Raw genomic sequence first — 25605 nt, forward strand, 5'->3', positions numbered from 1 at the left:
CGCTCAGTACCGCCGGCGCCGATGGCTCGTCCGCTGCCGCACCAGAAACAAGCCCAGGAGCAGCGAGCCTAACCCGATCAGCGCATAGGCCGGCATCATCGTCGCCGTCTTGGGCGGCACCAGGCCTTCCTGCATCGCCTCATCCGCCGTCAGCCGCGGCGGCCGACCGGCCGCGTAGCGCCGGACGTGCGGCGACGCCGGCCCCGAACCCGCCGCACGCGCACGATCCGCCTCCGGACCGCCCGCCGCCGGAGCGGTCGAGTCGCTGTTCGCAACCTCGCCGGTGGCCGTCTCCACAACCGGCGCAACACCCACAGGATCAGCCGTGAATGGATCGACGCGCGGCTGGAGCGACGCCTCGTGCGTGTGCTTGATATGGAGCACCGCCGCCACCAACCCCGCGAACAGACCGCCGCCGAACGCGCCGGCCACGGAACCACTCTCGTTCGACTCGGGGAACTTGCACTCGCAGACCTGCGCGCGCGCAGTCACCGCGAGCGTACTGCTCACGATGAGCGCCAGCGAAGCCGCCGCAACGGTTTTTCGAAGCTGCATTGTGAACTCGGAGAAGAACGGACTGCGGGGAAATCAGCCGGCTGTCCCGCCGCGACGCGTGGCAGGAACTGCTCGTCGCGGAAACCACCCACCCAAGGACCCCGACACCGGCATCGGAAATCGAGCTAACCGCCGGCGCGCCGAACCACTGCTAAGGAAATGCCAAACGAGGAAAAAAACAAGACGCGAGGGAAAAAAAACGTTACAGGGCTCGCGACGGGCTGAAACACCCCCTCCTCCACTTTCCACGCCGCCGGATACCTTAGGGAAGTGCACGCGACGCCGAGCTCCGATGCCGGCCTGGTGACCGCACCGGCGAGCGCCGCCCAAAGCGGGAGGAAGTCATGAGAGCACTTCGTGTTGCCGGCGCGCTCGCGGCGCTCGTCGCCGTTCCCGCCGCGACGTCGCTCGCGCAATCCAGCCCAACTTACGTCGCGTCGTCGTCTCGCGCCGACTCGTCAGGCGCGACGCTTGCGACGCCTCCGAGCGACTCGTTGGGCAGCGCCGGCACCCGCGGCGACCGCGTCGGTTCCCTCGCAATGATGCGCGACGCCAACAGCCGCGTGTCGCAGCGCACCGACGATACGACGGCCTACGAGAACGTCGTCGGCGCAATACGGGTGCAGGCGGTGGGCGACGGCGCCGGGTACATCGTGCTGGATGACGGCACCCGCTGGAAAGTGGCGTTGAGCGACCGCCCGCGCGTCGAGCAGTGGAAGGCAGGCGACTACGTGATCGTGCGGTTCGCGCCCATCGCCGAGCGGCCGGACTATCAGTACCGGCTCATCAACGGCCGCGACGAGTCCGACGTGCTCGTCGCATTTCGCGGGATCGACCAACCGACCGACTAACGGAAGCCGGCGCCCGCGCGCCTCACGCGGCGCGTCCGACGCGGAACGACAAGGGCCAGCGCACGTCCAGCCGTGCGTGCGCATCGGGCCAGACGGGCGCGATCGCCTGCTCCACATCGAGCACCGGATCGCGCCCTTCTCGCTCCTGCAACACGCGCGTCGCCGACCACGTGCGCAAATAGCCGATCACCTGGTCGCGCGTCAACGACGCCACGATCGCCATCGCCGGCGCGGCAATCTCGTCGAACGGGAACGGCACGCCCCGGTAGGCGCGGTCGACGAGCGCGCGCTCGGGCGCCCAGGCGTGGCGGAGCGTCTCGAAGTAATAGTGGTCGATGACCTGGTCGATCGCCGGCGCGATGCGGATGAGCGAATAGCACCACGCCGCCACGATACCGCCCGGCCGGAGCACCCGCTGGACCTCCGCGAAAAATCGCGGAATGTCGAACCAGTGGAGCGCCTGGGCGACCGTCACCACGTCCACAGAACCCGACGCCAGCGCGGCCGCCTCGGCCGTCATGCGCACATAGTGGACGTTAGGCAACCGTTGGGCGTGGGCGAGCTGCGGCGCGCTGGCATCGGTGGCCAGAACCCGGTCGACGCGCGAGGCGAGCCCGGTCGCCGCCTGCCCGTTCCCGGTCGCGCAGTCCCAGGCCCTCGCCGCGCCCGGCGCGAGACTCGCCAGCCAGGCGAACAGCGCATCCGGGTACCTGGGCCGGAAGCTGGCGTACGCGGCGGCCTGCCGCGAGAACCGATCCGCGAACGCGCTCACGCCATGCGTTAGGCGCCGCGGGCCGCCCGGCGGGATGTCCCGTTCTTTTTTCGCGAGCGCGGCGCGAGGATGGTGCCCCGGCATTTCGGCGATCCGCACCGGCACGGATAGAGCTTCTCGTCATCGTCGGTCGCATCGTCCTCGCGCTCGTACTGGTAGTCGTACACCAGCTCTTCGCCGGGCTGAATGGTGCGCAGCGCCTCGATGTAGATGTGGGCGCCGTCGATCACCGCTTCGCAGTTCGGATCGCACGAATGATTGATGAAGCGCGCGTCGTTCCCGTTCACGGCAGCATCGATGCACGTCTTGCGATCGAGCGTGAACAGGAACGTGTGGTGGCGCTTCATGTGCTCGTCGTCGTAGCGGCGGTCCGCTTCCTCGTGCGACACGCGCTCGCCCGTGTACTCGATGATGCGCGTGCCTTTGCGGATCTTGCGGCGCGCGAACGCGCCGCGGCCTTGGATGGTCGAGCGTCGAAGCTCGAAATACGGATTGCGCGATGGGCTGGGCATGAATGGAACGACTGGGGGAGCAGCGGCTCAGAGCGACCGGTCGGGCGTCACGCGGACGCGCGGCAGCTCCTTGCCTAACGATTCGTCCGGCGTGAAATCCTCGCCCGGATTGACGAAACGGTCGACCTCCAACCCGTATTGCTTGTCGTAGAGTTGGCGGTAGCGGCCGTGCGCCGCGAGCAGCTGGTCCTGTGTGCCGCGCTCAACGATGCGGCCTTCCTCGAGCACCAGGATCTGATCCGCGCTGGCGATCGTCGAGAGGCGGTGCGCGATCACGAACGTCGTCCGGCCGCGGCGCAGCCGGCGCAGTCCGTCGCGGATCAGCGCCTCGCTTTCGCTGTCGAGGCTCGACGTGGCTTCGTCGAGAATCAGGATGCGCGGATCGGCCAGAATCGCGCGTGCGATCGCGACGCGCTGGCGCTCGCCACCCGACAACCGCACGCCCCGCTCGCCCACCACTGTCTCGTAGCCGTCGGTGAACCGGCTGATGAACTCGTCGCAGTGCGCGGCGCGTGCGGCGGCCCTGATCTCCTCCGCCGACGCACCGGGCTTGGAGAAGCCGATGTTCTCGGCGACGGTGCCGTCGAACAGAAAGTTGTCTTGCAGCACCACGCCGAGGTGCGAGCGATATTCGCCTAACCGCAAGTCCGCCAGGTCGCGTCCGTCGATCAGAATGCGCCCCGACTGCGGATGGTTGAACGCCATGATGAGGCTGATGAGCGTGCTCTTTCCGGCGCCGCTCGAGCCGACGAGCGCGGTGGTCGATCCCGCCGGCGCGTGGAACGAGATGTCGCGCAGCACCGGGACGTTCTCGGCGTACGAGAAACTCACATCCTCGAACCGCACGTCGCCTTCCACGTCGGGCACGCGGCCGCGCTCGGCGTCGTGCTCGTCTTCGGTGGCCATCATCCGGATCTCGCGGATGCGGTCGAGCCCCGCGAACGCCTCGCTGATCTGCGTGCCGATCGACGCGATCTGGACCAACGGAGCAGCGACCAGGCCGATGAACAGCACGTACGTCACGAAATCGCCGAGCGTCATCGTGCCGGCGAGAATCGCGTGGCCGCCCACCACGATCATCAACACACCGACGGCGCCGACGATGAGCGTGGTGAACGCGGTGAGCGCCGACACGCCGGTGATCGTGCGCGCAATGTTGCGCAGCAGCCTGTGCACGCCGCGCGCGAAGACGAGCTGTTCGCGGCGCTCGGCGATGTACGTCTTGACCACGCGGATGCCGCTCAACGACTGGCTGAGGCGGCCCGTGACGTCGGCGGTGATCACGCTGCGCTCGCGGAAGATCGGGCGCAGCTTCGTGAACGCCATCGCCATGCCTCCGCCGAAGGTGATCAGGATGAGCAGCGTGATGGTGGTGAGCGACCAGTTGAGCCAGAAGAGCACGCCTAACGCAAGCACCGCGGTCACCAGGCCTCCGCTCAACTGCACGAGCCCGGTGCCCACGAGATTGCGGATGCCTTCGGCGTCGTTCAGGATGCGGGAGATGAGAATGCCCGTCTGCGTCCCGTCGAAGTAGGACACCGGCAACCGCAGCACGTGCTGATTGACTCGCTTGCGCATTTCGGCGATCGCGCGCTGCGCCGCCACGCTCATCACTTGTGAGAGCGCGAAGGTGGTGCCGGCCTGCACCAGCGTCGCGACCACCACGACTAACGCGATCGGCATCAGCAGGTTGACCTGGTGTTTGCCGATCACGCGGTCGATGAGCAGCTTGGGGCTCGCCGGCAGCACCAGGCCCGCGAGGCGATTGATCAACATCAACCCCAGACCCAGCGACACCTGGCTGCGATTCCGCCAGATCAGCTCGCGCGCCTCGGCCCAGGCGTTGCTCATGTCGACTTTCTTTTTTTCCGACGGCGCCCGCGACGCACCGGGTGCGGCCCGGCGCTGCTCGTGCGCGATCCGCGTGGCTGGGGTTGTCATCATTCCCGAAATATAGACGTCGCCGTGGGCCGCGGTCGCACTGCTGTCTGCTACTTCGCGGCGAGCTGCTTGGCGATCCGCTCGGTTTGATTCGCGAAGATGTCGCGCGCCGTCGCGCTGTCCGACACGAACCATTCGACGTTCCGGAACGCGCGCGAGGAAATCTCTTTCCGATAGCGCTCGAGATGCGGCTTCACCTTCGCGAACAACAACAGGCCCTCGCCGCTCGTCTCCGCGAGAAAGTCTGAGTGGATGATGCCGTGGCGCGCCATGCCGTACACCATCTCCCAGTACGTCGTCGTCTGGCGATATGCCGCGTTGAGCGGGTGATCGGCTTTCGTGACGGCGGCGAGATCCTCGTACGACTTGGGCAGAAACTCCCGCATCTGTTGTCGCGACACTCGCATCGTGGGCTCGCGACGCAGCTCGTACAAGCGGAGGACCAACTCGGCGTCGTGGTGATCGGGAAAGTCTTTGGGCATAGAGAAAATCTGATGGCGCGGGTCGCGGACGGCCGGCGGCCACAACGAGCGGCCGGCGAGGACGCAATCAATCTATTCGAGACTGCGCCCCCGCGGTGCGCGTCGCGAAAGCGGTCGCGTTGACGTGGCTGAGCTCGCTGGAACCAATCGCCTGCCGCGGGTGAATATTCCTGTGCAGGGAATGGGTCTTGCCCGTTCCCCCAAGTCATGGTAGCTAGACCATGAACGCACTCCCTTCGTGGGCAACCGGGATGGACCAGACGACGTGGATTCTTGTCGGATGCGCCATTCTGGCGCTCGTTGTCGCCGTGATCATCGTACGGCGAAAGCGCGCAGCGCATCGGATCGAGGCGCTGCCGCCGCTCGTGTTCGAGGTGCACGACCGGCGCGAGCCGCGGCTCAAACCTGCCGCGTTCGGAAGGAGTAGCGGCGCGGCTGCGTACCCGCCGATGTATCAGCCGCCGGAGCCAGTGCGCAACTATGAGCCGCCGCCGGCGGAGCCGTGGCCGTACGCACCGCCCGACGGGCGTACGATCGAGATGCCGCGCGGCGGCGCCGTGCCTAACGGATATCTGCCCGGGCGCCTCGAGATCACGGGCGGCCCGCATCGCGGCGAGGCCATTCGGTTCCCGCGCGTCGATGGCGGAAGCGCGGCGGACTACACGCTCGGCCGCGGCGAAGGTCCGCCCCGCACGCACATCCGCCTGCCGATCACCACGGTGAGCCGGCAGCAGGCGCGCCTGCACTACGAGGGCGGACGCTGGAAGATCATCAACCTGTCGCAGACCAATCCGACCGCGGTGAACGGCCAGGTGCTGCACACGCCCGAGGGCGTGCGCTGGCTGCAGGACGGCGACACGGTGGAAATGGGAGAACTGGTGCTCCTGTTCCGCTCGAGCTGATCGTTAGGCGAACGCTCAGATGCGCTCGCGGTGCGCTCCGGCCGCGACATGCTTCACCAGCCACGCCAGCGCGAGCAGGGGCAGCGCGACGAAGAGCAGCAGCTTGAGCGTCAGCGCGCCCACCTGCAGCACGGCGCCCAGCACGGCGAACACGACGCCCAACACGGCTGCCGCCGCGAGGAGCAGCAGCAGAATCGGCAAGCCGACCACGGCCAGCACGACGAGCACCGGAACGGCGAGCACAGCCAGAATGACGACAGCCGGCAGCCCGATGACGCCGAGAATGATGGCGGCCGGCACGAGCAGCGCGAGCCCGAGTACAGTACCCAACAACGCCTTCAACACACCAATCATGATTCCGCGCTCCCAAGCGCGCGTTCGAGACATCAGTCCGTACGCGCGCGGCGGTCGAATGTTTCATGTGCGGCCCGTCGCCGCAGGCTCGGCGGCGAGCGCGCGGCTGACGGCGTCGAGCGACGCGCGATCGTCCACGTCGAGCGGCATATCGGCGTCGACATCGAGCAGCGTTACTCGTTCGGGCGATCGCGCGATGATGTCGCGCGCGCCGCGATCGCCGCCGACGGCGCGCAGCTCGTGAAACACCGACGCGGCGAAGAGCACGGGATTCCCTCGCACGCCGCAATAGAGCGGCGCGACGATCGGCATGCGCCGTTCGTGCCAGGCGTCGACGAGTTTGTCGATCACGGCTGTGGACACGGTCGGCTGATCGCCGAGCACGATGATCGCGCCGGTGACGGCCGCCGGAAGCGCCGCGATGCCGGCCTCCAGCGACGCGCCGAGTCCGCGCGCGTAGTTCGGATTGTGGACGAGGCGAACGCGCAGGTTGGACAGCGCGCCCTTCACCGCATCGCGTTCGTAGCCGGTGACGACGACGACGTGGTCGACGCGCGATGCCAGGACGCGTTCGACGGTCCAACGGACGACCGGTTTGCCGGCTGCCGGCGCGACGAGCTTCTGCGCGCCGCGTCCGTCGGCGAAGCGGCGGGAGGCGCCGGCGGCGAGCACCAGGCCTGCGATCATGCGTTAGGCAGAGGGTGCGCCGGCGGCGGCGCGCAGCGGTGTGCCGGGCCGTCCGGTGCGGACGGCGATGGCTTCGGCGAGCGCCGCCAGGGCGATCTCGGCCGCGCTGCGGGCGCCGATGTCGAGGCCGACGGGGACGTGGACGCGGGCGAGACTCGCGGCGTCGAATCCGTCGGCGGCCAGGAACTCGAGGATCGCGCGGCCGCGGCGGCGGCTGCCCAACAGGCCGATGTACGCCGGTTGCTGCGCCAGCACCACGCGCAGGGCGGGCAGCTCGAACTTGTAGTCGTGCGCCACGAGGATCACGATCGTCGACGCATCGTAGCGGAGCTGCTCCGCGATCTCGCCTAACGCGCCGATCCTGATGTCATCGGCATCGGGGAACCGGTCGCGCGTCGCGTAGCGCTCGCGGGCATCGACGAGGATGACGTTCCAGCCCAGGCCTTTGGCGAAGCGCGCGAGCGGGATCGCCACCTGGCCGGCGCCGAACAGCACCAGCGTGGTCGCTGGTCCGTGCAGCTCGAAGAAGCACCGGGCGCGGCGGCCGCCGGCCTCGACCGCCGCGGCGCGCGAGGCGCCGTGCGCGATGACGTCCAGCGCCTGCTGCGCCGCGGCGCGGTCGAGGTCCGCATCGCCCAACGTCCCGGCGGCGGTGCCATCCTCGCGCACCACGAGCCGCCTCGGGGCCGCCGCGCCGTCGCCTAACGGGACCACCGCCACCGCGCGGCGGCCCGCTGCGGCTTCGCCGCGGAGGGCGCCGTAGGCCAGGACCACCGGATCGGCATCGTTGTCGAGCTGCACCGGCTCGACGAGCACCTCCACCGTCCCGCCGCACGTCAGGCCCAGGTCCCAGGCCTCCTCGTCGCCTAACGAGAGCGACAGCAGCGCCGGCGTCGCCGAGCGCAAGACGTCGTCCGAGACGCCGACCACCTGCGCATCGACGCAGCCGCCGATGGTGACCGATCCGCGAATGCGCCCGTCTTCGCCCACCCACATCTTGGCGCCTTCTTTTTTCGGCGTCGTGCCCGTCGTCGACACGAGCGTGGCCATCGCCACCCGCCGCTCGCCCCGCTGGAGCGCATCGAGCTGGGCAAAGGTCTCGTCGTCCGGCACGGCCCGCGTCATCGGTCGTTAGGCAACGGCGCGCCAGGTCACGGTCCACTCGAGCGTCGCGCCGGCGTCCACCCACGCCGCGCCGTGCCACGAGCCCAGCGCCTCCGCGAGCGACGCCGGTGCGCCGATGGACGGCGCGATCGCCACCCGGGGGGCCGCGCGCCGGAACGCCGACCATCCCGGCTTCTCGATCGCCACGCTCATCGACGGCTGCACGGCGCCATCCAGGACCGCTTCGAGACGAGTGCCACCCTGCTCGACGGACGCACGCGATGCGTCGACGTACGCCGTGCACGAGTACGCGCGGCCGGCCGCGTCTGGCGACGACAGATCGATCATGCGTCCCCGCGCCACCGCGCGCGGCCACCGCATCTCCGCGCCGATCCCAAGCTCGATCCCCCGGGCCGACCAGACGCGGGCCCGCGTCCCATCGGCGAGCACGATCCGCGTGTCCTTGTCTAACGGAAACACCGCGCGCGACGCCCACACGAACGGCAGCGGCACCCGTCCGTCGTTGGTCAGTTGGTACCGCAGCTCCACCGGCGCCGCCGCGCGCACGCTGATCCCGCGCACGAACCGGTACGCCATGCGCCGTCCCTCCCACGCGCACGACGCGTACATGCCGTCGTCGCGCGTCTCGAGCGCGAACGTGCTCGGTTGCGACCACAGCTCACCGTGATCGGGGAGCGCGAGTCCGCCGTAGCGCGCGACCGCCGACGGCAGCACGCACGGCGCCACGGTCGGGAAGCATTCGTCGATGCCGCCGGTGTCGCCCACCGATTCGTACGACGCGCCGTCGGCGGGGCGCGACGCGCGCGCCCGGCTGCGCCACAGCCACTCGCGGCCGCCGATCTCGAGCGACACGATCTTGCCGCCGAGCGCGGGCACGACGACCACGCGCGTCCCGCCCGCCTTGAGCTCGGCGAAACCGAAATCGCTGGACGGAACCGTGGCGGTGCTCACGCGATGCCGCGGGGATCGATGCCGCGCGTGGCGAAGATGCGCGCGACCGCGTCACCGATTTTGTTGTTCGGCGTGCTCGCGCCGGCCGTGATGCCGACGTGCACCGCGCCCGCCATCGCCAGCCAATCGCTCGTCTCGACGTCGCGGCCGGCGCCGATCGGCCGGTGCCGGATCGTGCCCGATGCGGCGTCCAGACACGTCGCATCTTCCACGTGATACGTCGGCACGCGCGGCGCGCAGAGCGCCGCCAGCGAGAGGGTGTTGCTCGAGTTGTACCCGCCGACGACGACCATCGCGTCCAACGGCTGCTCGAGCAGCGCCGCAACCGCGTCCTGGCGGTCCTGCGTCGCGCTGCAGATCGTGTCGAACGATCGGAAGTTGGCCGCGCGGTAGGCCGCGCCGTGCGCGCGCTCGAGCGCGTCGCCTAACGCAGCAGCGATGGCCAGCGAGTCGCCGGCCAGCATCGTGGTCTGGTTGGCCACGCCGATACGCGCCAGGTGCACGTCCGGATCGAAGCCCGGCGACGCCGCATGCGCGAACCGCGCCAGGAACGCGTCGCGGGCGGCGCGGCCCTCGATGTAGTCGCATACCTGGCGTGCCTCCGCCATGTCGCGCACGATGAGAAAGGCGCCGCCCTCGTGCCGCCGCACCTGCGACGCCGTGGCGCGCGTCTCCTCGTGGTAATGCTTGCCGTGAATCACCGCCGTGAATCCATCGCGCGCGTAGGTCTCGACGCGCTTCCACACGTTCAGCACCGAGCCGCAGGTAGTGTCGACCACGACGCAGCCGATGTCGCGCAGCGTCGCGAAGTCCCGCATGGTGACCCCGAACGCCGGAATGATCACGACGTCGTCCGGCGTGACGCGCGAGTAGTCGAAGCCGGCGCCGCCCGGTTCCGGCAGCAGAATCTCGACGCCCATTGCGCGCAGCTTCGCGTTGACGTGCGGGTTGTGGATGATCTCGCCCACCAGGACGACGCGGTGGTCGGGGAATTTGGCGCGCGTTTGATACGCGTACTCCACCGCGCGTTCGACGCCGTAGCAGAAGCCGAATTCGCGCGCCAGGTGCACCGTGGTGTCGCCGGCGGTGAGCACGAACTCACGCTCGCGCAGGAGGTCCACGAGCCGACCGGAGTAGTCCGAGTCGAGTGTTGCTGCGACCTCGGCTTTGAGGCCAAAACCCTTTCGGAAGTAGGTCGAGTCCGCGGGGTCGGGCATGGAGTGGAATCTAGTGAATCGCGACAGGAATACAGGCGGACGGGCGGACGCACTGCTAAAGGCGGACACGGCGCGGACACGTCGGACAAAGGACGGACTGCTAAGGGCGGACACGGCGCGACACGTCGGACAAGGCCCGGATCGCTCGGCTGCAGGAGACCAACGGCCTAGCGGGAGGTCGCGCGGGCGGCGTGTTTTTTCACAGGAGAGGTCGATCTATTGGGTTCGAGGCGTGAGGGCGGTGGCTCGGGGGCAGCATCGACGGTGGAGGTCGCTCTTGGTGTCAAAAGCGCCTTGACTATCCGTTAGGCAACGCCCTCGCCGTGCCGAGCACGATGGCTTTCGTTCTCGCTTCAGGTTCTCCTTCCCTTCGATCATGAAACGACGGGCCCGCGCCTGGCGCCGCGAACCGTGAACGGTCGACGCGGGACGGCTGCTCACCCTTGAGTATGCCGCAGACCTCATCTCTACGAAACCCGCGGAAGAGTTCCGAAAAGCAGCGACAGTTCAACCGAGAACGAGAGTGACGCGTTAGGGAATACGAAACGATCGTTCTGCGTCGAGGGAAAGCGCGGTTGCCCGTGGCGGGCGCAAGCACGTGTCGTCGCGAACGACAACGCACTTTAATTGGCCGTTAGGCAACGCACTTTTCGACGCACAACGATCGGTTCGGTTGTCCTTAGCTCGGTTCTGTGAAGCCCTGATGCTACTGCAGCTTTTTTGACTACTTCTTCGGCTCCAGGATGTCGCCGATACGGTGGTCGGCGGCTTCGAGATGAAAGCGCGTCTCTTCGTTGGCGGCTTTCGGAATCGCACGACGGATGTCCGCGCGCAGGGCGAGCAGCTCGCCGCGCAGTTCCGACTTCACGTCCTCCGAGAGCGGAATGTTCCGACGGCCAAACGGATTGCGCGGCGGTCCGGCCGGCCGTGCCGACTCGTCAGGCGGATTCAATTTGCTGTTCAGTTGCGTCAGATACACCATCTGCAGCTCGCGTCGATACGCATCGATCGAGACACGTCCCGCCGACAGCTCCGACCAGATGCCGTTCTGCAGATCGCTCAGCATGTTGGGGAGCGGATAGACCGTGCTCTTGTCGGTCGCCACTGCTTCCTCTTCGATCAACCGGTTCATGCGGTTGTCGTTGAGGACAGACGCGAGCACACGGGATTGCGCGGCGACGACGCGATTGATCATGCCCTCCGCCTCGATCCGACGGCTGAGCTCGGGACGGATCAGATACGACGGTGTGCGGAACACGTTGTCGTTGAGGAATTTCATGGCTGCCACTTCACGGGCTCGCGGCAGCGGCTTGTACACGGGACCCGGCTGGCTGCCCGACTTGTACTGCACCTCCGCGCCGGCGATGACGGTCACGACGTGCGTCGCCTCGGTGGCCCATTGGCCGACCGTGCGATCGTAAATCTCCTTCATGTCGCTGTTGTCCTGGGCCGCTTTCGTGGTCGCGCCGGCGATGTATCCCATCACGCGCGCGATGTTCTTGAATCCATAGGTGGTGGACCACACCGGATCGGCGTCGCCAACGGCTTCGGTGAGTGTGCCGAAGTCGCCGAAGTCATTGCTCTCGGAGAAGCGATACCAGGGAATCGAGTCCTGCTGCATGGCCCACTTGTCCAGCGTTGGGCGCTCTTCGTCCGGCGTCTTGGCGTCGGGGATCGGCGTGTAGCCCCACATGATCGCGAACTTGTCGTACGGACCGATCCGCGGGACGATGTCCTCGAGCGCGATGTGGTCTTCCGGTTGGGCCACGTAATTGAACCGCGAGTAGTCCATGATGCTCGGGCTGTGGCCCATCTTGTGGACCCAGGTCGCACTGCGGACGCTGTCGGCCGGATACGTCGAGCTGCCTAACTGATCGTGCCGGAGGCCCAGCGTGTGGCCGATTTCGTGGGCGACCACGAACTCGAGCAGCCGGCCCATGAGCGAGTCGGGCATCGGGAACGACCGTGCGCGCGGATCGAGCTGCGAGGCCTGCGTGAAGTACCAGTCACGCTGCAGGTTGAGCACGTTCTGGAAGATGCGCACCGATCCGTTGAGGATTTCTCCGGTGCGCGGGTCGCTGACGTGCGGGCCAACCGCGTTTTCAATTGTCGACGGCAGCCATCGTATCATCGTATGTCTGATGTCTTCCGGCGACCACGTCGAATCATTGGCCGGCGGATCTTTGGCGATGATCGCGTCCTTGAAGCCCGCTGCCTCGAACGCCACCTGCCAATCCGTAATCGCCTTCCGAATCCACGGCTTCCATTCATCGGGCGTCCCAGGATCGACATAGTACACGATTTGCTTTTTCGGAATGCAGAGGTCGCCGACCCGCTGGTCCGAACATTCGAGACGATACCGCGAGATGTATTGACGCCGGGCCGCGCGCTGCTCGAGACCGAAGTCGACCTGATCGATGGAGAAGTACCCCACCCGCTCGTCGAACCGGCGCGGCATCATCGGATGATCGGGCAGCCGCACCAGGCTCCAGTGCGCAAGCACACTGATCGCTTCCGCGTTGGCTTGCGGTTGCGCCGGCTGCGGAGCACCAAAACGCCCGCCTTCCGGCGCCGGAATGCCGGTCTGCGCGGCCTGAATCTCAACGTTCTCCGGGAACGCCGCCGCGCTCTCGATGTACGAGCGGCGCTCATCGATCCGACCCCGAATCGCCGCGAACTCAGGCACTTCGCTCGTATAGAGGCGCGTCACATCGATGACGGCCGCGCTGTCGGGACCGTACGCCTCCACGTTGAAGATCGCAACGATGGGCGCATAGTTGGACGCCTCGACCGACCGGTAGACCGCGAGCGACGAATCGGCGGTGATCGAGAAGGTCGGTGACCGGAGAATGATGCGATCGCCATCGCGCTGCCACACGAGCGTGCGTTCGCCGAACTCATCGCCCCCATACTCGCCGAAGCCGCCTCGCGGCTGATCGGGCTCTGCTGCAGCCGCCCGATCGTACCGGCCGACGAGGAGCATGTCGACGCCGAGCTGTTTCTGCGGGATCTCGAAATAGAGACGGTCGCACTGGACGTGGACGATGAACATGCCGCGATAGGTCTTCGCGGCGCGCGTGATGACGCGATCGTAGGGCCGCGGGCGCGGTGCGCCGGTCGCAACCTGACGGGCGGCACCGGTGTCTCGCGCGGCTGCGGCCGCTGCCGCAGCGGGTGCCGCTCCGCCGGGTGCGCCGGGTGCGCCACCGCCACCACCTCCTCCTCCGGCTCCGCATACCGCTCCGCGCGCCGGGCGCTGCTCCGAGATCATTGCTGTTGCGGGCTGCCGTACGGGCTCAGGCGCCTGCTGACTAGGTTTGTGGGCGCAGGCAGCCGCGGATGCGGCCGCCAGTGCCAGGGCGGGAAGAAGTTTTCGATTCATCACAGAGGTGGACCGCCGGAGATGAGTAGAGCGCCCGACTCGACCAGCGGCAGGTCGAGATGGACAAGGGAGGCGACAAGCTAACGACGCACGACGGGGCCGATTCGCTGAAGCATTATTCATCGCGGTTTCACACATTCGCCAGAGTGTGCGTCCATCAATTTGCAAGGGCATTTTCGTCTGGCGACGCGCCCTTCGAGCGGTGTAGCATTGGCTATAGGCCCGTCAGCGGCCGCAGACCTCGTTCGACTCACTGGTCACCCCATGATTTCTGACGGCGGCGACAAACCCGCGCCCCTCATCAAGCCGCCCGCGCTCGTCAAAGGCGACGCAATCGGAGTCGTCGCGCCGTCGTACGCGCCGCGTCCCGGGTGGCTCGTGCGCGGCGTGAAGGCGTTGGAGCACGTCGGCTTCAGCGTCGTGCTCGACCCCGAGATCTCGAAGGGCCGGCGATTCAAGCGCGCCGAAGATGAGCGGCGCGCCGAGAATTTCATGGGCGTGTGGCTGGATCCGAAGGTCAAAGCCGTGGTCGGCGGCACAGGCGGCTATGGCGCGGTGCGTATGCTGCCCTATCTCGAGCCGGAGATTTTCCGCCGCAACCCAAAACCGTTCGTCGGCTACTCGGACATCACGGCGCTCCATCTCTGGCTCATGCGCCGAGCAGGCCTCCGCGTTTTTCACGGGCCCACGGTGGACGATCTGATTCCGAGCGCGCGCGACCCGACGATGGCCTCGCTGCTCAACGCGCTCATGATCCCCAAACCGCCGGCGAAGCTGGGCAAGGGCATGGCGCGCGTGCTGCGGCCCGGGCGCGCGACGGGCCGTCTCATCGGCGGCAACCTGTCGTTAGTCCAGCAGACGATCGGCACGCCGTACGAAGTCGATACGCGCGACGCGATCCTCTTCCTCGAGGAAACGCGCGATCCGATGAGCGTGCTCGACGAGCGGCTCGTGCACCTCCGCGCCGCGGGCCTGCTGCGCGCGGTGAAGGGCATCGTGTTCGGCCAGCTCTCGATCGACCGCTCGGAGGAAGATGAGTTCGAGGACTTCCTGCTCGACCTGGTCTCGGACCTCAACGTGCCGGTGCTCGCCGACTTCCCGGCCGGACACGAGGTGCCGAACCTCACCGTTCCGTTAGGCACCGAGGTCGAGCTGGTGGCCGAGGACGCCGGAGGCTGGATCGCCTACCGCGAGGATGCGCTCGAGGAGGCGCCGCGCGAGGCGCCCGCCGCCAAGGACGCCGCGGCGCCGCCGAGCGCGCCGCCGCCCAACACGACCTCGCCGAACGCGAGCTTGCCCAACGCAGCATCGCCGAACGCGAGCCCGCCCAACGGCGAGTCCGCCGAGCCGGCGCGGGAGCCGGCGGCGACCGCCCGCTGACAGCCTAACTCGAAGACCGGGCGCGCACCGGATCCAGACCCCTAACCGCCGCGCGCGCCGTCTCGCTGTCCATCATGTACCGCCCGACGGCCTCCACCACGGCGGCCGGCAGCGGCACCTTCGCGAAGCTCTGCCGCGACACGCATACCAGCACCTGATACGCCGCCGCGTGCAGCGATGCGCCGTCCGCATCGAGCACATCGAAATTGATCGTCAGCGACGACTCGCCGACGCGGCTGAAATACGTCGCCACCTCGAGACGGTCGTCCAGGCGCGCGGGCCGGTAGAACTCGGTGTGCATGACCTTGCGCGGCAACCAGATGTCGTAGCGCTCGAACATCTCGCGGAACGGCAGCCCGCACGCGCGAAAGATCTCCGTCTCCGCGAGCTCGTAGAAGCGGATGTACGCGCCGTAGCAGATGATGCCGGCGAGATCGATGTCGCCCCAGCGAACGTATTCGGCCACCACGAACGGCGTCTTGGGCATGCGATGAATGTAGGGCGCGCCGGCGCTCGTGTCACGCGAGACTGGCCCCCACCCCACGCGCACGTTAGTTATTCCGATGCGAGCACGACGCGTCCAATGCGCGCTCGCGTGGAGAACCCATGGAGAATCACGAGTCCACCGGCCGACGTTCTTTTCTCCGCGCCGCCCTCCTCGGCGCCACGGCGTTGGCGCTGAGCGGACGCGATCTGCTCGCCGCGCAAGGCGCTCACGATGGCCCCGGCGACGATATGCCCGATGCCGCGAAGAAAGTGCTGCGCGAGCATTTCGGCGCGCGTTCCATCAAAGATGGGCACGTGAGCCTCGATCTCCCCGAAGTCGCACCCGACAGCCGCGAAGTCCCGATCTTCATCGAGACCGATCTCCCGATGGATCCCGACCACTATGTGAAGGCCATCCATCTCGTGGTCGATCACAACCCCGACATCTACGTCGCCGGCTTCGAGCTCACGCCTGCGTTAGGCAAGGCGTCCATCGACACGCGCATCAAGATGCGGCGCAGCTCCCAGGTGCGCGCCATCGTCGAAACCAGTCGCGGCGAGCTGTGGTGGGCGCACAAGCTCGTCTACACCACGCTCAACGGATGCGTGTGACGTGACCTCCGTCGCGGGCCCCCTCACCGGCGATGCGCGCATTCTGCTGCCGCCCGGCATCCAGAAAGACAGCGTGATCTACGTGCGCGCGCTCGTCGCGCATCCGATGTACACGGGGTTCTCGCGCGACGAAAAGGGCGCGCTCATCCCCGAGTACTACATCAAGACGGTCGAGATCACGTACGGCGGGCGCCGCGTCGCGCGCTTCGCCTGGACGTCGGGTATCAGCCGGGATCCGTACGTCGCCTTCCCGTTGCGCGCGACGCACGAAGGCCCGCTGCACATCGCATGGACCGACACCAAGGGCCGGGTCTATACGCAGACTGCCGCCATCGCCTTCGGCGGTTGACGCTGCGACGAGCGATGGCCGCCGCCATCGCGCTGCTCGCAGCGCGCGGCGCGCATGCCCAACAGACGATCGTCCCGCGGACCCTGAGCGCGGATTCGGCCACACGCGCGGCGATCGCCAGCCGGTATCCGCGCGACCGCTCGGATACGTTGCCCGCCTTCCCGCTGCGCGAGCTCGCGCCGGGCGTCTACGCGGTCCTCGGCGACACGGGCCGGGGCGTGGAGGGGAGGCCTAACGCAGGCTTCGTCGTCACGCCAGCCGGCGTCGTCGTCATCGATGCGCTCGCCAGCCCGGGCGAAGGCCGCGTGCTGATGCGCACCATCCGCACGGTGACCCGGGCGCCGGTGCGCTATCTGGTCCTCACGCATCACCATCCGGACCACACCTTCGGCGCCATCGTGTTCAAGCGCGCAGGCGCGCGCGTGATCGCGCACCCCGATCGGCGCACGCTGGCCAACATCGATGGCGACGACCGGCTCGCCAGCGACTGGACCGGCGTCATGGGTCTCGAGCAGATGCGCAGCTTCGCCTACGCCGATACGCCGGACATCCCGGTGCGGCGCGACACGATGCTCGTCGTCGGCGGACGCCGCATCGAGATCGTGCGCCCCGGTCCGGCGCACACCGCGGGCGATCTCATGGTGTGGCTGCCTAACGAGCGGGTGTTGTTCGCCGGAGATGTTCTCGTCGAAGACGGCGTCTCGATGATGGTCGACGGCAGCTCCGCCGCGATGCTCGGGGCGCTGTCGCGCATTGACGCACTCGATCCGCGCGTGGCCGTGCCCGGACACGGCCGCCTCGCGACGCACCCGGCAACCCTCGTTGCGACCACGAGATGCTACGTGCTCGCGCTCCGCGACACGATGCGGCGCGCGGTCGCCGACGGCGTCCGCATGGGCCTCGCGCTCGACCAGCTCCCTCAGGCCGACCGCGACCGGCCGGTGTCGCTGCACTCGCGCCTGCGCCGGAACGCGGTACGCGTGTACAGCGAGATGGAGCAATCGCTCCTTGGCTCCTCTCCGTCCAAAGCGGCCCTGGCAGCGGAGGCGAGGCAGCTCTCCGCCTGCCCGCAGTCGGGCTCGAACGTTCGATAGGTCGCACCGCTGCTCCTCGATTTAGCCGCCCCCGGACAGCGTTGCCGGGTTGCGCTCGAGGTTCTCAAGGGTCGCCGTACCGATCCGATACTCCAGGGTGACCGCGAAGCACATCGGCGGCCGTAGCAACCACTTGGCCCGGTTCGGCAGGCTGCCGCGCCCAATTGTCCTCCGCGAGACAGGTCGCTTTCGACATGCACTGGCTAGTCCAGATCGCCCAGCGCGCGAACTTGCCGCGCGCCGAGACGCTCGATATTGCCGCCGACATGTCCACGCCGATGGCGTGGGCCGGCGTCGAACAGCATTGCGGGTTGGGCGAAGACGTACTCGTGCGCGCCGTTGCCGCCGCGACCGGACTCGAGGTTGCGAAGTTCGCGGATGCGCATCCCCCGGCGCGCCGCTTGGTGCCGGATCGCATCGCGCGCCGGTGGAACGTGGTGCCTCTGCGCGAGACCGACAAGCACATCGTGGTCGCGACGAGCGATCCATCCAACGTCGAAGCCGAGCAAGCCATCGCGTTCGCCTCGGGTCGTCGGGTGATGTTCGAGATCGCGAGTCCTGCGATGTTGCACGCTGCGCTGGCGGTGCCCGGTCAACCGATCGCGCCCTCGACCTCGACGCCGATCAACGGCACGAAACCGGTCAGCGCGACGGGTGCTGTGCTCGACGCTGCGGGCGTTGCGCAGGTGGCGGATCGGCTGATGGCCGACGCGATTGCAGCCGGCGCCAGCGACGTGCAGTTCGAGCCGGCGAAGACCGGCGGCATGGTGCGGTTTCGCATCGACGGCGTGGTTAGGCCGTACGCCGAACTCGAGACGGCGGAGTTCGAGCGCCTCGTGGCGCGGGTGAAGGCGCTGGCGCGCCTCGCGACCGCCGTGCGGACGCGTCCGCAGGAAGGCAAGATCAAGGTGGCGACCGGCGCCGCCGCCGGAATCGAGTTGCGCGTGGCGACGATCCCGACGCGCGATGGCGAGCGCGCGACCGTACGCATTCCGACGGCCGGAGACGCGCGCACGCTCGCCGATCTCGATGCGATGCCCGACGATCTCGCGCGGTTGCGCGAGCTGTGCGCGGCGCGCGCCGGCCTCGTGCTCGTGTGCGGCGCTCCCGGCTCCGGTCGTACGACCACCGCGTACGCGTTGGCGCGCGAGGTGGTCGGCCGCGGCACGCCGGTCACGAGCATCGAGGATCCGATCGACAGCTGCGTGCCGGGCGTCTCGCAGATGCAGGTCGACATCCGCACCGGTCTCACGGCGGCCGCGCTCGCGCGCGAAGCGATGGCCGCGGACGGCGCTGCGATTCTGGTGGGTGAGCTGCGCGACCGCGAAACCGCCGACCTCGCCGTGCAGGCAGCCACGACCGGGCATCTCGTCATCGCCGTCCTGCAGGCATCGAGCGCGCTCGGCGCGATCGATCGGTTAGGCGAGCTGGGTCTTGGCCGCACGCGCATCGCCGCCGCGTTGCACGGCATCGTGGCGCAGCAGCTGCTCCGCCGCGCCTGCACCGCGTGCGGCGGGAGCGCCGTCGGCCAGGCGTGCGCCTCCTGTGGAGGCAGCGGATTGCGCGGGCGCGTGCCGATATTCGAGATCGTCGCGACGACGCCGCCGCTGCGCGAGCTCATCGCCGATGGCGCCCCGCCGTCGGCGCTGCATCGCAGCATCGGGGCTGCGGGTTCGCGCTCGATCGAGGAAAGCGCGGCCGCGCGCATTGCCGCCGGCCACACCACCGCCGGCGAAGCCGAGCGTGTGTTAGGCGTGGCGCCGCACCCCGGCGCCGCCGGGAAGCCGGCCGAGCCGCGCCGCGTCCTCGTCGCCGACGATGACGAGATCGAGCGTCACCTCGCGTGCACGCTGCTCGCCCAACAGGGATTCGAGCCGCACCAGGCGTGCGACGGCGCCGTCGCGATCGAGATGCTCACTTCCGAGCGCCGTTTCGCCGCGGTGGTGCTCGACCTGCACATGCCGCGCGTGGACGGCCGCTCGGTGCTGGCCCACATTCGCCGGACGCCGGCGCTGGCCACGCTCCCGGTGATCGTGCTCACCGGGTCGGGCGACTCGCGCACCGAAGTCGAGATCATCGACGCCGGCGCCGACGACTACCTGTCGAAGCCCGCCGACCCACCCCGGTTCCTCGCCCGCATCCGCGCCGTATTACGCCGGGCCGCCGCCTAACGATGCCGACACCCACCGGTACCGCCGCCGATGCCTCGGCGGTCGAGCTCGACCGCGCGCTCGAGCGCCTGCGCCGCTTCGGCGGCGATGCGCTGCTGCGCGACATGATCGACCTGTTTCTCGAGCACGCGCCCAAGCGCATCGCGGCCTCGCGCGACGCGCTCGCGGCGAACGACCTCGCGCCCGTCCGTCTCGCCGTGCATTCGTTGGTCTCGAGCTGTGCACAGTTAGGCGCCGAGCAGATGCGGCGCCTGAGCGCCGAGGCCGAACAGGCCGTGGCGACGAATCCGGACGCGCTCGCCGGCCTCCTCGAGGCGCTCGAGCGCGAGTTCGCCATCGTGCAACCGCTCCTCGTCTCCGCCCGGCCGCACGCCGGCCCAGCATCATGAAGACCATCGCGGTCGTCGAAGACAACGCCGACAACCGGCTGTTGCTGCGCGCGCTGCTCGACGAGCGCTTCCGCATCGTCGAGTTCGAGACCGGCGCCGATGCTGTCGCGGGCCTGCCCGACGCCGGCGCCGAAGTCGTGCTGCTCGACATCTCGCTGCCCGGCATGGACGGCGTCGAGGTGCTCGCGCGCCTGCGCAATGATGCGCGCACGGCACGGCTTCCGGTCGTCGCCCTCACCGCGCACGCCATGGCCGGCGACCGAGAGAACTATCTGCGCGCCGGATTCGACGAGTACGTCACCAAGCCCATCGTCGATGAAACGGTGCTCTTCGATGCGATCGATCGCCAGTTAGGCAAGAGCGCCGCGTGACGCGTCCCCGCGCCGGGCTCGTCGGCACGCTCGCCGCGTGCGTCGTCATCCTCGGGGTCGCCGGCGGCCTGGCCGCCCGCCACACGCGCGAGGTGGCGACGCAGGAACGCTGGATCGCGCACTCGTACCAGGTCAAATCCATGATCAACGCGCTCATCGTGCAGATGGGCGTCCTCGAAATGGATCACGCACGCCGGGCGTTCTCGGCGCGCGATACGATGCCCGAGCGCCGCGCGCCGCAGGTGATCAAGATCGGCAACATTCTCCGCAGCCTCCGCGAGATCACCGCCGACAACCCGTCACAGCAGGTGCGCATCATCCGCCTGGGCCGCCTGATCCGCGCACGCCACGCCCAACTGGATACCGTGGTGCGTGCTGCCGTCGCGCGCGGCACGCCGAACCGCGCGCTCACCGCCGCCGATACACCGTTGCTCGACTCGATCAACGACATCACGACGGCGATGCGCGCCGAAGAAGATTCGTTGCTCGTGGTGCGCGTCGCGAGCAGCCGGCGCTCCGTGAACGTCGCGCTGCTGGTGCTCGTGGCGCTCACGCTCACGGGGTGTGTCGCGGTCGGCACCGCCGGCACGAGCCTCCTGCGCGAGAACCGCCAGCACCGCGCGGCGCTCGCCGCGCTGGCCGAGAGCGAGGACCGATATCGATCGCTCGTCGCCGACGTGCAGGACGTGATCTTCCAGACCGATGCCGACGGCCGCTGGGTGCTCCTCAACCCATCCTGGACGCGCATCACCGGCCTAACGGTGAGCGAATGCCTCGGCCGCCACGCCATCGAGCACGTCCATCCGGCCGACGCCGGGACGTTGCTGCGCAGCCTCGGAGATCTGCTCAGCCGCGCCGAACAGACCATCGCGCAGCCGTTCCGTCTGCTCGCGCGCGACGGGAGTGTGCGCTGGGTGCAGATGCACGCACGCGCCCATCAGGATGCGAATGGACGTCTGCTCAGCATGGGCGGCACCCTCAGCGACATCACCGCGCGCATGCAGGTCGAGGAGCGCCAGCGCCGCGACGATGAACGCATGCGGCAGGTGATCGAAGACATGCCGGTGGCCGTCGCGATGTTCGACCGCGAGATGCGCTATCTCTTCGCCAGCCGCCAGTGGCGTATCAAGCACAGCTTGCACAAGATCGAGATCGAGGGCCGCTGTCACTACGATCTCGTCCAGGATGTGAGCGCCGAGGCGAAAGCCGTGCATCGCCGCGCCCTGGGCGGCACCATCGTCCGCCGCGAAGAAGAGCGCGTCGTTCGCAGCGACGGCGCCGAAGACTGGTTCCGCTGGGAAGTGCGCCCGTGGCTGGAGCAGGACGGCGCGGTAGGCGGCATCATCGTCACCACCGAGCGTATCACCGAGCGCAAGCGCGCGGAGCAGGAGCGTATGGCCCGGCTCGAGGAGCAGTCGACACGGACGCTGCTCGAGGCCAACGAACAGCGCTACCGCACCGTGGCCGAAGCGCTGCCGCAGATCGTGTTCACCGCGCGCCCCGATGGATGCACCGACTACTTCAACCAGAACTGGTATGCGTACACCGGCCTAACGCAGCAACAGAGCCTCGGCTGGGCGTGGCACGCCGCCGTCCATCCCGACGACGTCGATCGCGTGACGGAACGATGGACGAAGAGCTGCAACGACGGCACCGGCTACGAAGTGGAATACCGCTTCCGCCGCGCCAGCGACGACGTCTATCGTTGGCACTTGGGCCGCGCCGTGCCCGTGCGTGACGACGCCGGCCGCATCGTCAAGTGGATCGGAACCTGTACCGACATCGACGACCGCAAACGCGCCGAAAACGCGCTGCGGCAAGTGCGCGAGCAGCTCGAAGTGCTGGTCGCGGTCCGCACGAACGAGCTCTCACGCGCCGTCACCGATCTCCAATCCGAAATCGCCGAGCGCTCGCGCATCGAGGATGCGCTGCGCGTCGCCAAGGACTCGGCCGAAGCAGCCAACCGCGCCAAGAGCGACTTCCTCGCCCGCATGAGTCACGAGCTGCGCACGCCGCTCAACTCCGTGATCGGCTTTTCGAATGTGCTCATCAAGTCGAAACGCTCGAACCTCAATGCGCAGGACCGCGAGTACGTCGAGCGCATTTCGTCTAACGGAACGCACCTGCTCGGCCTCATCAACGACCTGCTCGACCTCTCCAAGATCGAGGCCGGCCGCGGGACCCTCACCCTGTCGACGGTGGACCCGGGAGCGCTCGTCGCGAGCACGCTGGCGCAATTCGACGCCCAGACGCAGGGACGCGACGTCGAGCTCATCGCACACGTGCCGTCGGGCGTACTGCCGCTCGAGACGGATGCCCAACGGCTTCGGCAGGTGCTCATCAACCTCGTCGGGAACGCGCTCAAGTTCACCGCGCAGGGCAGCGTGAGCGTGCACGTCCGCGCGGATCCCGTCAGCTCGCGCGTGACGCGCATCGATGTGATCGACACGGGCATCGGCATTCCGGCCGACCGACAGGAAAAAATCTTCGAGGCGTTCGAGCAAGCCGACGTCGGCACCGCCCGCCGATACGGCGGAACGGGACTCGGCCTCGCGATCTCGCGCGCACTCTGTCAATTGATGGGCTACTCGCTCGATCTGCGCAGCGAGCCCGGCTCCGGGTCCACGTTCAGCATTGTGATGGTGAAACCGTTGAGCGCGAAAACTCCAGCAGCGTCGTTACCCGCGCTTAGCTCGTCGGCCAATACGGCACTCGTCTAGTCGCATTTAGGGACTTGCGCGGATGAGAAAACGGCGCGTCTTGCAACGCGCTAGCGGCGCGGATAGACTAGAGGCCCCCGCGCTCGCCATTCCCGCCATGCCCAAACCTGCCCCGCACATTGCTCACCATTTCGTCTTTCTCGGTGAGCGGCTGTGGCTGGACTTCGTCAACACGGATGATCTTCACCGAGGCGTTCGCACCGATGCGCTGCGCGATTTCGACGCGCTCTTAGGCTGGCTCGAAGCCGCGTCCGTGCTCGACGCCGAACGTGCGTCCGGCATCCGCCGGCGCGCTCAGCAGCAGCCGGCCGGCGCGACCGCGGCGCTCGCTGATGCACGGCGCGTGCGATCCGTGTTGCGCTCACTGGCCGAACGCGGCCTTCACGGCAACGACGTTCGACAAACCGCGGTGCGCGAGATCAATCGTGTGTTGGGCCGCAGCGCGGGCGTGCGACGCCTCGAAAGCCGTGGCGACGGCGAATTCGTCCGCAGCTTCGTGCCGGTGGGTGATGCGTTCGCAGGTTTGATGATTCCAATCGTGGAATCGGCGGCCGATGCACTCGTGTTGGGCGAGCTGGTACGCGTGCGACGCTGCGCCGACCAACGCTGCCCGCGCGTGTTCTTCGACGGAACCAAGAACGGACGACGCCGATGGTGTGACATGTCGTCGTGCGGAAATCGCGCCAAAGCCGCGCGGCACCGCCGCAAACTCACCGAAGATCGGTTGGTCGTCAGCCGTTAGAAACGACGAGAGCCGGCGTCATGCGCGAAGCGCAACGCCGGCTCCCATCGAGTGTTCGCTCTTGGCTACACGCTCACGGTCTGCGGCCCGCGACCTTTGATGTAGCCCATCTCGGTTGCGTAGTCGACCAGTTTCTTCTGCAGAATGTGCCGCCCGCGGAAGAGTCGCGACTTCACCGTTCCCTCCGGGACGCCGAGTATTTCCGCGATTTCCGCGTAGCGCAATCCGTGCACATCGCTGAGCACGACGGCCGTTCGATACTCCTCGGGTAACGCATCGATGGCGCGCGTCACTTCGTCGTCCACGAACGAATTGTAGAATTGCCCCTCGGGGTCCGCCTCGCCGACGACTTCGTTGCCCGACCAGCCGTCGATTTCCTCGGGCAACGGAAGCTCGCGCGACGTAACGCGCCTGCGGCGACTCACGAAGACGTGATAGAGAATCGTGAACAGCCACGCGCGGGCATTCGTCCCGAGCCGGTATTGCTCCCAACGCTCGAGCGCGCGCAACACAGTCTCCGAGACCAGATCTTCAGCCTCGTCGCGCGCATGCGACAACTTGAGCGCGAAACTGAAGAGCGCATCCAGCTGCGTGAGAACTTCCGCCTCGAACATTGCGCGTCGCTCGCGCGGATCGGTCGGGGCATTCTCTATTTCGACCGCCGGTGCCGCGGCCTCGGCAGGCCGAGCGCGCAGAGGAGCCAGGTCCTCGTGCGATTGGTTTCTCTCTTTTGTCATCATCGGCCACTCTCCTTCCCCACCGATTGGTCCGTGCCCCCCACCAGATCTCGGACGGCGCCGGCGTGCCGCTCATCCGCTCGAACATGGGACATCACGAAACGTCTCAGACCGGTTGCCACATCCTCGAGAACGGCGACATCGCGTTTCACGCGCGACATGAACAGCGCTCCTTCGAGTGTGGCGACGATAAATCGCGCTAGTGCCTCCGTATCGACATCGTCTATCATCTGCGGCCGTGCTTCCCAGAACAGCGCTTGCAGCTGCCCAGTCCATCGCTCGAACAGCGCGTCCACGTGCTTGCGGAATCCCTCGTGCTGCTCGGCCATTTCGGTGGCGAGCGCACCGCACGGGCTCACGCCCTCGCAGCACCCGCGCTCGGCCTGGCTCTCCACGATCCAGTCGATGAATTCGTCTAACCGAGCGAGCGGCGGCAGCATGGGGTCTCGCAGCACCGCGAGACCGGTCTCGGCGAACACTTCAAACTGGTGCAGCAACACCGCGTAGCCGAGTTCTTCTTTCGACTTGAAGTAGTGATAGAAATGACCTTTCCCGCAGAGCCCAGCTTCGTGAATGACGTCCTCGACGGACGTCTGCTGGAATCCCTGGCGACCCATCACGGCTGTCGCGGCTTCCACGATCTGTGTTCGGCGATCCTTCATGGCGACGTATGATAAGACCGATCGGTCCTAAAAGCAATGGCTGCGCTACCAGCTTTGTAACGATCTATATGACAACGCATTAGATTATAGTTATCAAATCCACTACCGGTCGCTGACTGTTCTCTGACGGTCAGTTGTGGACCGCTCGGTCCACACCCGCG

25 protein-coding genes are annotated in these 25605 nt (G+C 67.7%); 11 read left to right on the forward strand and 14 right to left on the reverse strand.

The features are described 5' to 3' along the window. Positions 1-3: 3 nt before the first annotated feature. Positions 4-555 (reverse strand): LPXTG cell wall anchor domain-containing protein, encoded by a 552-nt coding sequence (locus VFW04_07885; protein ID HEX5179231.1) that lies wholly within the window; start codon positions 553-555, stop codon positions 4-6. A 344-nt stretch (positions 556-899) separates the two neighbouring features. Between VFW04_07885 and VFW04_07890 the strand changes: the two genes are divergently transcribed. Continuing rightward, positions 900-1406, forward strand: coding sequence for a hypothetical protein (locus VFW04_07890; protein HEX5179232.1), 507 nt, complete (start codon positions 900-902; stop codon positions 1404-1406). A 22-nt stretch (positions 1407-1428) separates the two neighbouring features. Here VFW04_07890 and VFW04_07895 read toward each other — a convergent pair whose 3' ends face one another. From VFW04_07895 to VFW04_07910, 4 genes are read right to left on the reverse strand one after another with little or no spacing between them, the layout of a single operon-like run. Beyond that, positions 1429-2283, reverse strand: coding sequence for a class I SAM-dependent methyltransferase (locus tag VFW04_07895; protein HEX5179233.1), 855 nt, complete (start codon positions 2281-2283; stop codon positions 1429-1431). Continuing rightward, positions 2187-2690 carry an SET domain-containing protein-lysine N-methyltransferase gene (locus VFW04_07900; protein HEX5179234.1) on the reverse strand — a complete coding sequence of 168 codons (504 nt, stop codon included), beginning with the start codon at positions 2688-2690 and terminating at the stop codon, positions 2187-2189. The genes VFW04_07895 and VFW04_07900 overlap by 97 nt, the downstream gene beginning before the upstream one ends. Positions 2691-2717: 27 nt before the next feature. After that, positions 2718-4634, reverse strand: a complete 1917-nt coding sequence (locus VFW04_07905; GenBank protein ID HEX5179235.1) for an ABC transporter ATP-binding protein — start codon at positions 4632-4634, stop codon at positions 2718-2720. A gap of 47 nt (positions 4635-4681) precedes the next feature. Continuing rightward, entirely contained in the window at positions 4682-5113 is a 432-nt protein-coding gene (locus VFW04_07910; protein HEX5179236.1) for a hypothetical protein, read from the reverse strand. 221 nt (positions 5114-5334) lie between these two features. Between VFW04_07910 and VFW04_07915 the strand changes: the two genes are divergently transcribed. Then, entirely contained in the window at positions 5335-6015 is a 681-nt protein-coding gene (locus VFW04_07915; protein HEX5179237.1) for an FHA domain-containing protein, read from the forward strand. Positions 6016-6030: 15 nt separating this feature from the next. On the opposite strand, the gene VFW04_07920 is transcribed toward VFW04_07915, so the two are convergent. The 6 genes from VFW04_07920 to VFW04_07945 form a co-directional block, all read right to left on the reverse strand. Then, entirely contained in the window at positions 6031-6369 is a 339-nt protein-coding gene (locus tag VFW04_07920) for a hypothetical protein (protein HEX5179238.1), read from the reverse strand. Positions 6370-6432: 63 nt separating this feature from the next. After that, the gene (locus VFW04_07925) at positions 6433-7056 is read right to left on the reverse strand and encodes a nucleotidyltransferase family protein (GenBank protein ID HEX5179239.1); all 624 of its coding nucleotides are present in this window, start codon (positions 7054-7056) and stop codon (positions 6433-6435) included. Between the two features lie 3 nt (positions 7057-7059). Then, entirely contained in the window at positions 7060-8181 is a 1122-nt protein-coding gene (locus VFW04_07930; protein ID HEX5179240.1) for an XdhC family protein, read from the reverse strand. Positions 8182-8187: 6 nt separating this feature from the next. After that, complete coding sequence (locus VFW04_07935) at positions 8188-9132, reverse strand: hypothetical protein (GenBank protein HEX5179241.1); 945 nt, start codon at positions 9130-9132, stop codon at positions 8188-8190. Then, positions 9129-10349: a 4-hydroxy-3-methylbut-2-enyl diphosphate reductase gene (locus VFW04_07940; GenBank protein ID HEX5179242.1), complete on the reverse strand. Its 1221-nt coding sequence runs from the start codon at positions 10347-10349 to the stop codon at positions 9129-9131. Before VFW04_07940 ends, VFW04_07935 begins: the two co-directional genes overlap by 4 nt. A gap of 724 nt (positions 10350-11073) precedes the next feature. After that, positions 11074-13905, reverse strand: a complete 2832-nt coding sequence (locus VFW04_07945) for a zinc-dependent metalloprotease (protein HEX5179243.1) — start codon at positions 13903-13905, stop codon at positions 11074-11076. 90 nt (positions 13906-13995) lie between these two features. On the opposite strand from VFW04_07945, the gene VFW04_07950 reads away from it, so the two are divergent. Continuing rightward, a complete protein-coding gene (locus VFW04_07950) occupies positions 13996-15111 on the forward strand; it encodes an LD-carboxypeptidase (GenBank protein HEX5179244.1) in 1116 nt (371 codons plus the stop codon). A 4-nt stretch (positions 15112-15115) separates the two neighbouring features. Here the strand turns inward: VFW04_07950 and VFW04_07955 are convergent, their stop codons facing one another. Then, positions 15116-15598: a thioesterase family protein gene (locus tag VFW04_07955; GenBank protein HEX5179245.1), complete on the reverse strand. Its 483-nt coding sequence runs from the start codon at positions 15596-15598 to the stop codon at positions 15116-15118. Between the two features lie 119 nt (positions 15599-15717). Between VFW04_07955 and VFW04_07960 the strand changes: the two genes are divergently transcribed. From VFW04_07960 to VFW04_07995, 8 genes are all read left to right on the forward strand, one after another. After that, positions 15718-16209: a thiosulfate oxidation carrier protein SoxY gene (locus VFW04_07960; protein ID HEX5179246.1), complete on the forward strand. Its 492-nt coding sequence runs from the start codon at positions 15718-15720 to the stop codon at positions 16207-16209. A gap of 1 nt (position 16210) precedes the next feature. Continuing rightward, on the forward strand, positions 16211-16558 hold the full coding sequence (gene soxZ / locus VFW04_07965) for a thiosulfate oxidation carrier complex protein SoxZ (protein ID HEX5179247.1): 348 nt from the start codon (positions 16211-16213) through the stop codon (positions 16556-16558). A gap of 14 nt (positions 16559-16572) precedes the next feature. Then, positions 16573-17652 carry an MBL fold metallo-hydrolase gene (locus VFW04_07970; protein HEX5179248.1) on the forward strand — a complete coding sequence of 360 codons (1080 nt, stop codon included), beginning with the start codon at positions 16573-16575 and terminating at the stop codon, positions 17650-17652. 194 nt (positions 17653-17846) lie between these two features. After that, positions 17847-19823, forward strand: a complete 1977-nt coding sequence (locus VFW04_07975; GenBank protein ID HEX5179249.1) for an ATPase, T2SS/T4P/T4SS family — start codon at positions 17847-17849, stop codon at positions 19821-19823. Positions 19824-19825: 2 nt separating this feature from the next. After that, positions 19826-20212, forward strand: coding sequence for an Hpt domain-containing protein (locus tag VFW04_07980; protein ID HEX5179250.1), 387 nt, complete (start codon positions 19826-19828; stop codon positions 20210-20212). After that, a complete protein-coding gene (locus tag VFW04_07985) occupies positions 20209-20583 on the forward strand; it encodes a response regulator (protein ID HEX5179251.1) in 375 nt (124 codons plus the stop codon). Before VFW04_07980 ends, VFW04_07985 begins: the two co-directional genes overlap by 4 nt. Beyond that, the gene (locus VFW04_07990; protein ID HEX5179252.1) at positions 20580-23303 is read left to right on the forward strand and encodes a PAS domain S-box protein; all 2724 of its coding nucleotides are present in this window, start codon (positions 20580-20582) and stop codon (positions 23301-23303) included. The genes VFW04_07985 and VFW04_07990 overlap by 4 nt, the downstream gene beginning before the upstream one ends. A 97-nt stretch (positions 23304-23400) precedes the next feature. Beyond that, entirely contained in the window at positions 23401-24045 is a 645-nt protein-coding gene (locus VFW04_07995) for an ABATE domain-containing protein (GenBank protein ID HEX5179253.1), read from the forward strand. 65 nt (positions 24046-24110) lie between these two features. Here the strand turns inward: VFW04_07995 and VFW04_08000 are convergent, their stop codons facing one another. Next, positions 24111-24785 (reverse strand): sigma-70 family RNA polymerase sigma factor, encoded by a 675-nt coding sequence (locus VFW04_08000; GenBank protein ID HEX5179254.1) that lies wholly within the window; start codon positions 24783-24785, stop codon positions 24111-24113. Continuing rightward, on the reverse strand, positions 24782-25444 hold the full coding sequence (locus VFW04_08005; protein ID HEX5179255.1) for a TetR/AcrR family transcriptional regulator: 663 nt from the start codon (positions 25442-25444) through the stop codon (positions 24782-24784). The genes VFW04_08000 and VFW04_08005 overlap by 4 nt, the downstream gene beginning before the upstream one ends. Positions 25445-25605: the final 161 nt, after the last annotated feature.

Source organism: Gemmatimonadaceae bacterium, from assembly GCA_036273715.1.
Classification (GTDB): domain Bacteria; phylum Gemmatimonadota; class Gemmatimonadetes; order Gemmatimonadales; family Gemmatimonadaceae; genus JADGGM01.

What these genes read in the sequence shown, in the direction of transcription:
- VFW04_07885 (HEX5179231.1), bottom strand. Translation starts at nt 555, where the DNA reads ATGCAGCTTCGAAAAACCGTTGCGGCGGCTTCGCTGGCGCTCATCGTG.
- VFW04_07890 (HEX5179232.1), top strand. Translation starts at nt 900, where the DNA reads ATGAGAGCACTTCGTGTTGCCGGCGCGCTCGCGGCGCTCGTCGCCGTT.
- VFW04_07900 (HEX5179234.1), bottom strand. Translation starts at nt 2,690, where the DNA reads ATGCCCAGCCCATCGCGCAATCCGTATTTCGAGCTTCGACGCTCGACC.
- VFW04_07905 (HEX5179235.1), bottom strand. Translation starts at nt 4,634, where the DNA reads ATGATGACAACCCCAGCCACGCGGATCGCGCACGAGCAGCGCCGGGCC.
- VFW04_07910 (HEX5179236.1), bottom strand. Translation starts at nt 5,113, where the DNA reads ATGCCCAAAGACTTTCCCGATCACCACGACGCCGAGTTGGTCCTCCGC.
- VFW04_07915 (HEX5179237.1), top strand. Translation starts at nt 5,335, where the DNA reads ATGAACGCACTCCCTTCGTGGGCAACCGGGATGGACCAGACGACGTGG.
- VFW04_07920 (HEX5179238.1), bottom strand. Translation starts at nt 6,369, where the DNA reads ATGATTGGTGTGTTGAAGGCGTTGTTGGGTACTGTACTCGGGCTCGCG.
- VFW04_07925 (HEX5179239.1), bottom strand. Translation starts at nt 7,056, where the DNA reads ATGATCGCAGGCCTGGTGCTCGCCGCCGGCGCCTCCCGCCGCTTCGCC.
- VFW04_07930 (HEX5179240.1), bottom strand. Translation starts at nt 8,181, where the DNA reads ATGACGCGGGCCGTGCCGGACGACGAGACCTTTGCCCAGCTCGATGCG.
- VFW04_07940 (HEX5179242.1), bottom strand. Translation starts at nt 10,349, where the DNA reads ATGCCCGACCCCGCGGACTCGACCTACTTCCGAAAGGGTTTTGGCCTC.
- VFW04_07945 (HEX5179243.1), bottom strand. Translation starts at nt 13,905, where the DNA reads ATGCCCTTGCAAATTGATGGACGCACACTCTGGCGAATGTGTGAAACC.
- VFW04_07950 (HEX5179244.1), top strand. Translation starts at nt 13,996, where the DNA reads ATGATTTCTGACGGCGGCGACAAACCCGCGCCCCTCATCAAGCCGCCC.
- VFW04_07955 (HEX5179245.1), bottom strand. Translation starts at nt 15,598, where the DNA reads ATGCCCAAGACGCCGTTCGTGGTGGCCGAATACGTTCGCTGGGGCGAC.
- VFW04_07960 (HEX5179246.1), top strand. Translation starts at nt 15,718, where the DNA reads ATGGAGAATCACGAGTCCACCGGCCGACGTTCTTTTCTCCGCGCCGCC.
- VFW04_07970 (HEX5179248.1), top strand. Translation starts at nt 16,573, where the DNA reads ATGGCCGCCGCCATCGCGCTGCTCGCAGCGCGCGGCGCGCATGCCCAA.
- VFW04_07975 (HEX5179249.1), top strand. Translation starts at nt 17,847, where the DNA reads ATGCACTGGCTAGTCCAGATCGCCCAGCGCGCGAACTTGCCGCGCGCC.
- VFW04_07980 (HEX5179250.1), top strand. Translation starts at nt 19,826, where the DNA reads ATGCCGACACCCACCGGTACCGCCGCCGATGCCTCGGCGGTCGAGCTC.
- VFW04_07985 (HEX5179251.1), top strand. Translation starts at nt 20,209, where the DNA reads ATGAAGACCATCGCGGTCGTCGAAGACAACGCCGACAACCGGCTGTTG.
- VFW04_07995 (HEX5179253.1), top strand. Translation starts at nt 23,401, where the DNA reads ATGCCCAAACCTGCCCCGCACATTGCTCACCATTTCGTCTTTCTCGGT.
- VFW04_08000 (HEX5179254.1), bottom strand. Translation starts at nt 24,785, where the DNA reads ATGATGACAAAAGAGAGAAACCAATCGCACGAGGACCTGGCTCCTCTG.
- VFW04_08005 (HEX5179255.1), bottom strand. Translation starts at nt 25,444, where the DNA reads ATGAAGGATCGCCGAACACAGATCGTGGAAGCCGCGACAGCCGTGATG.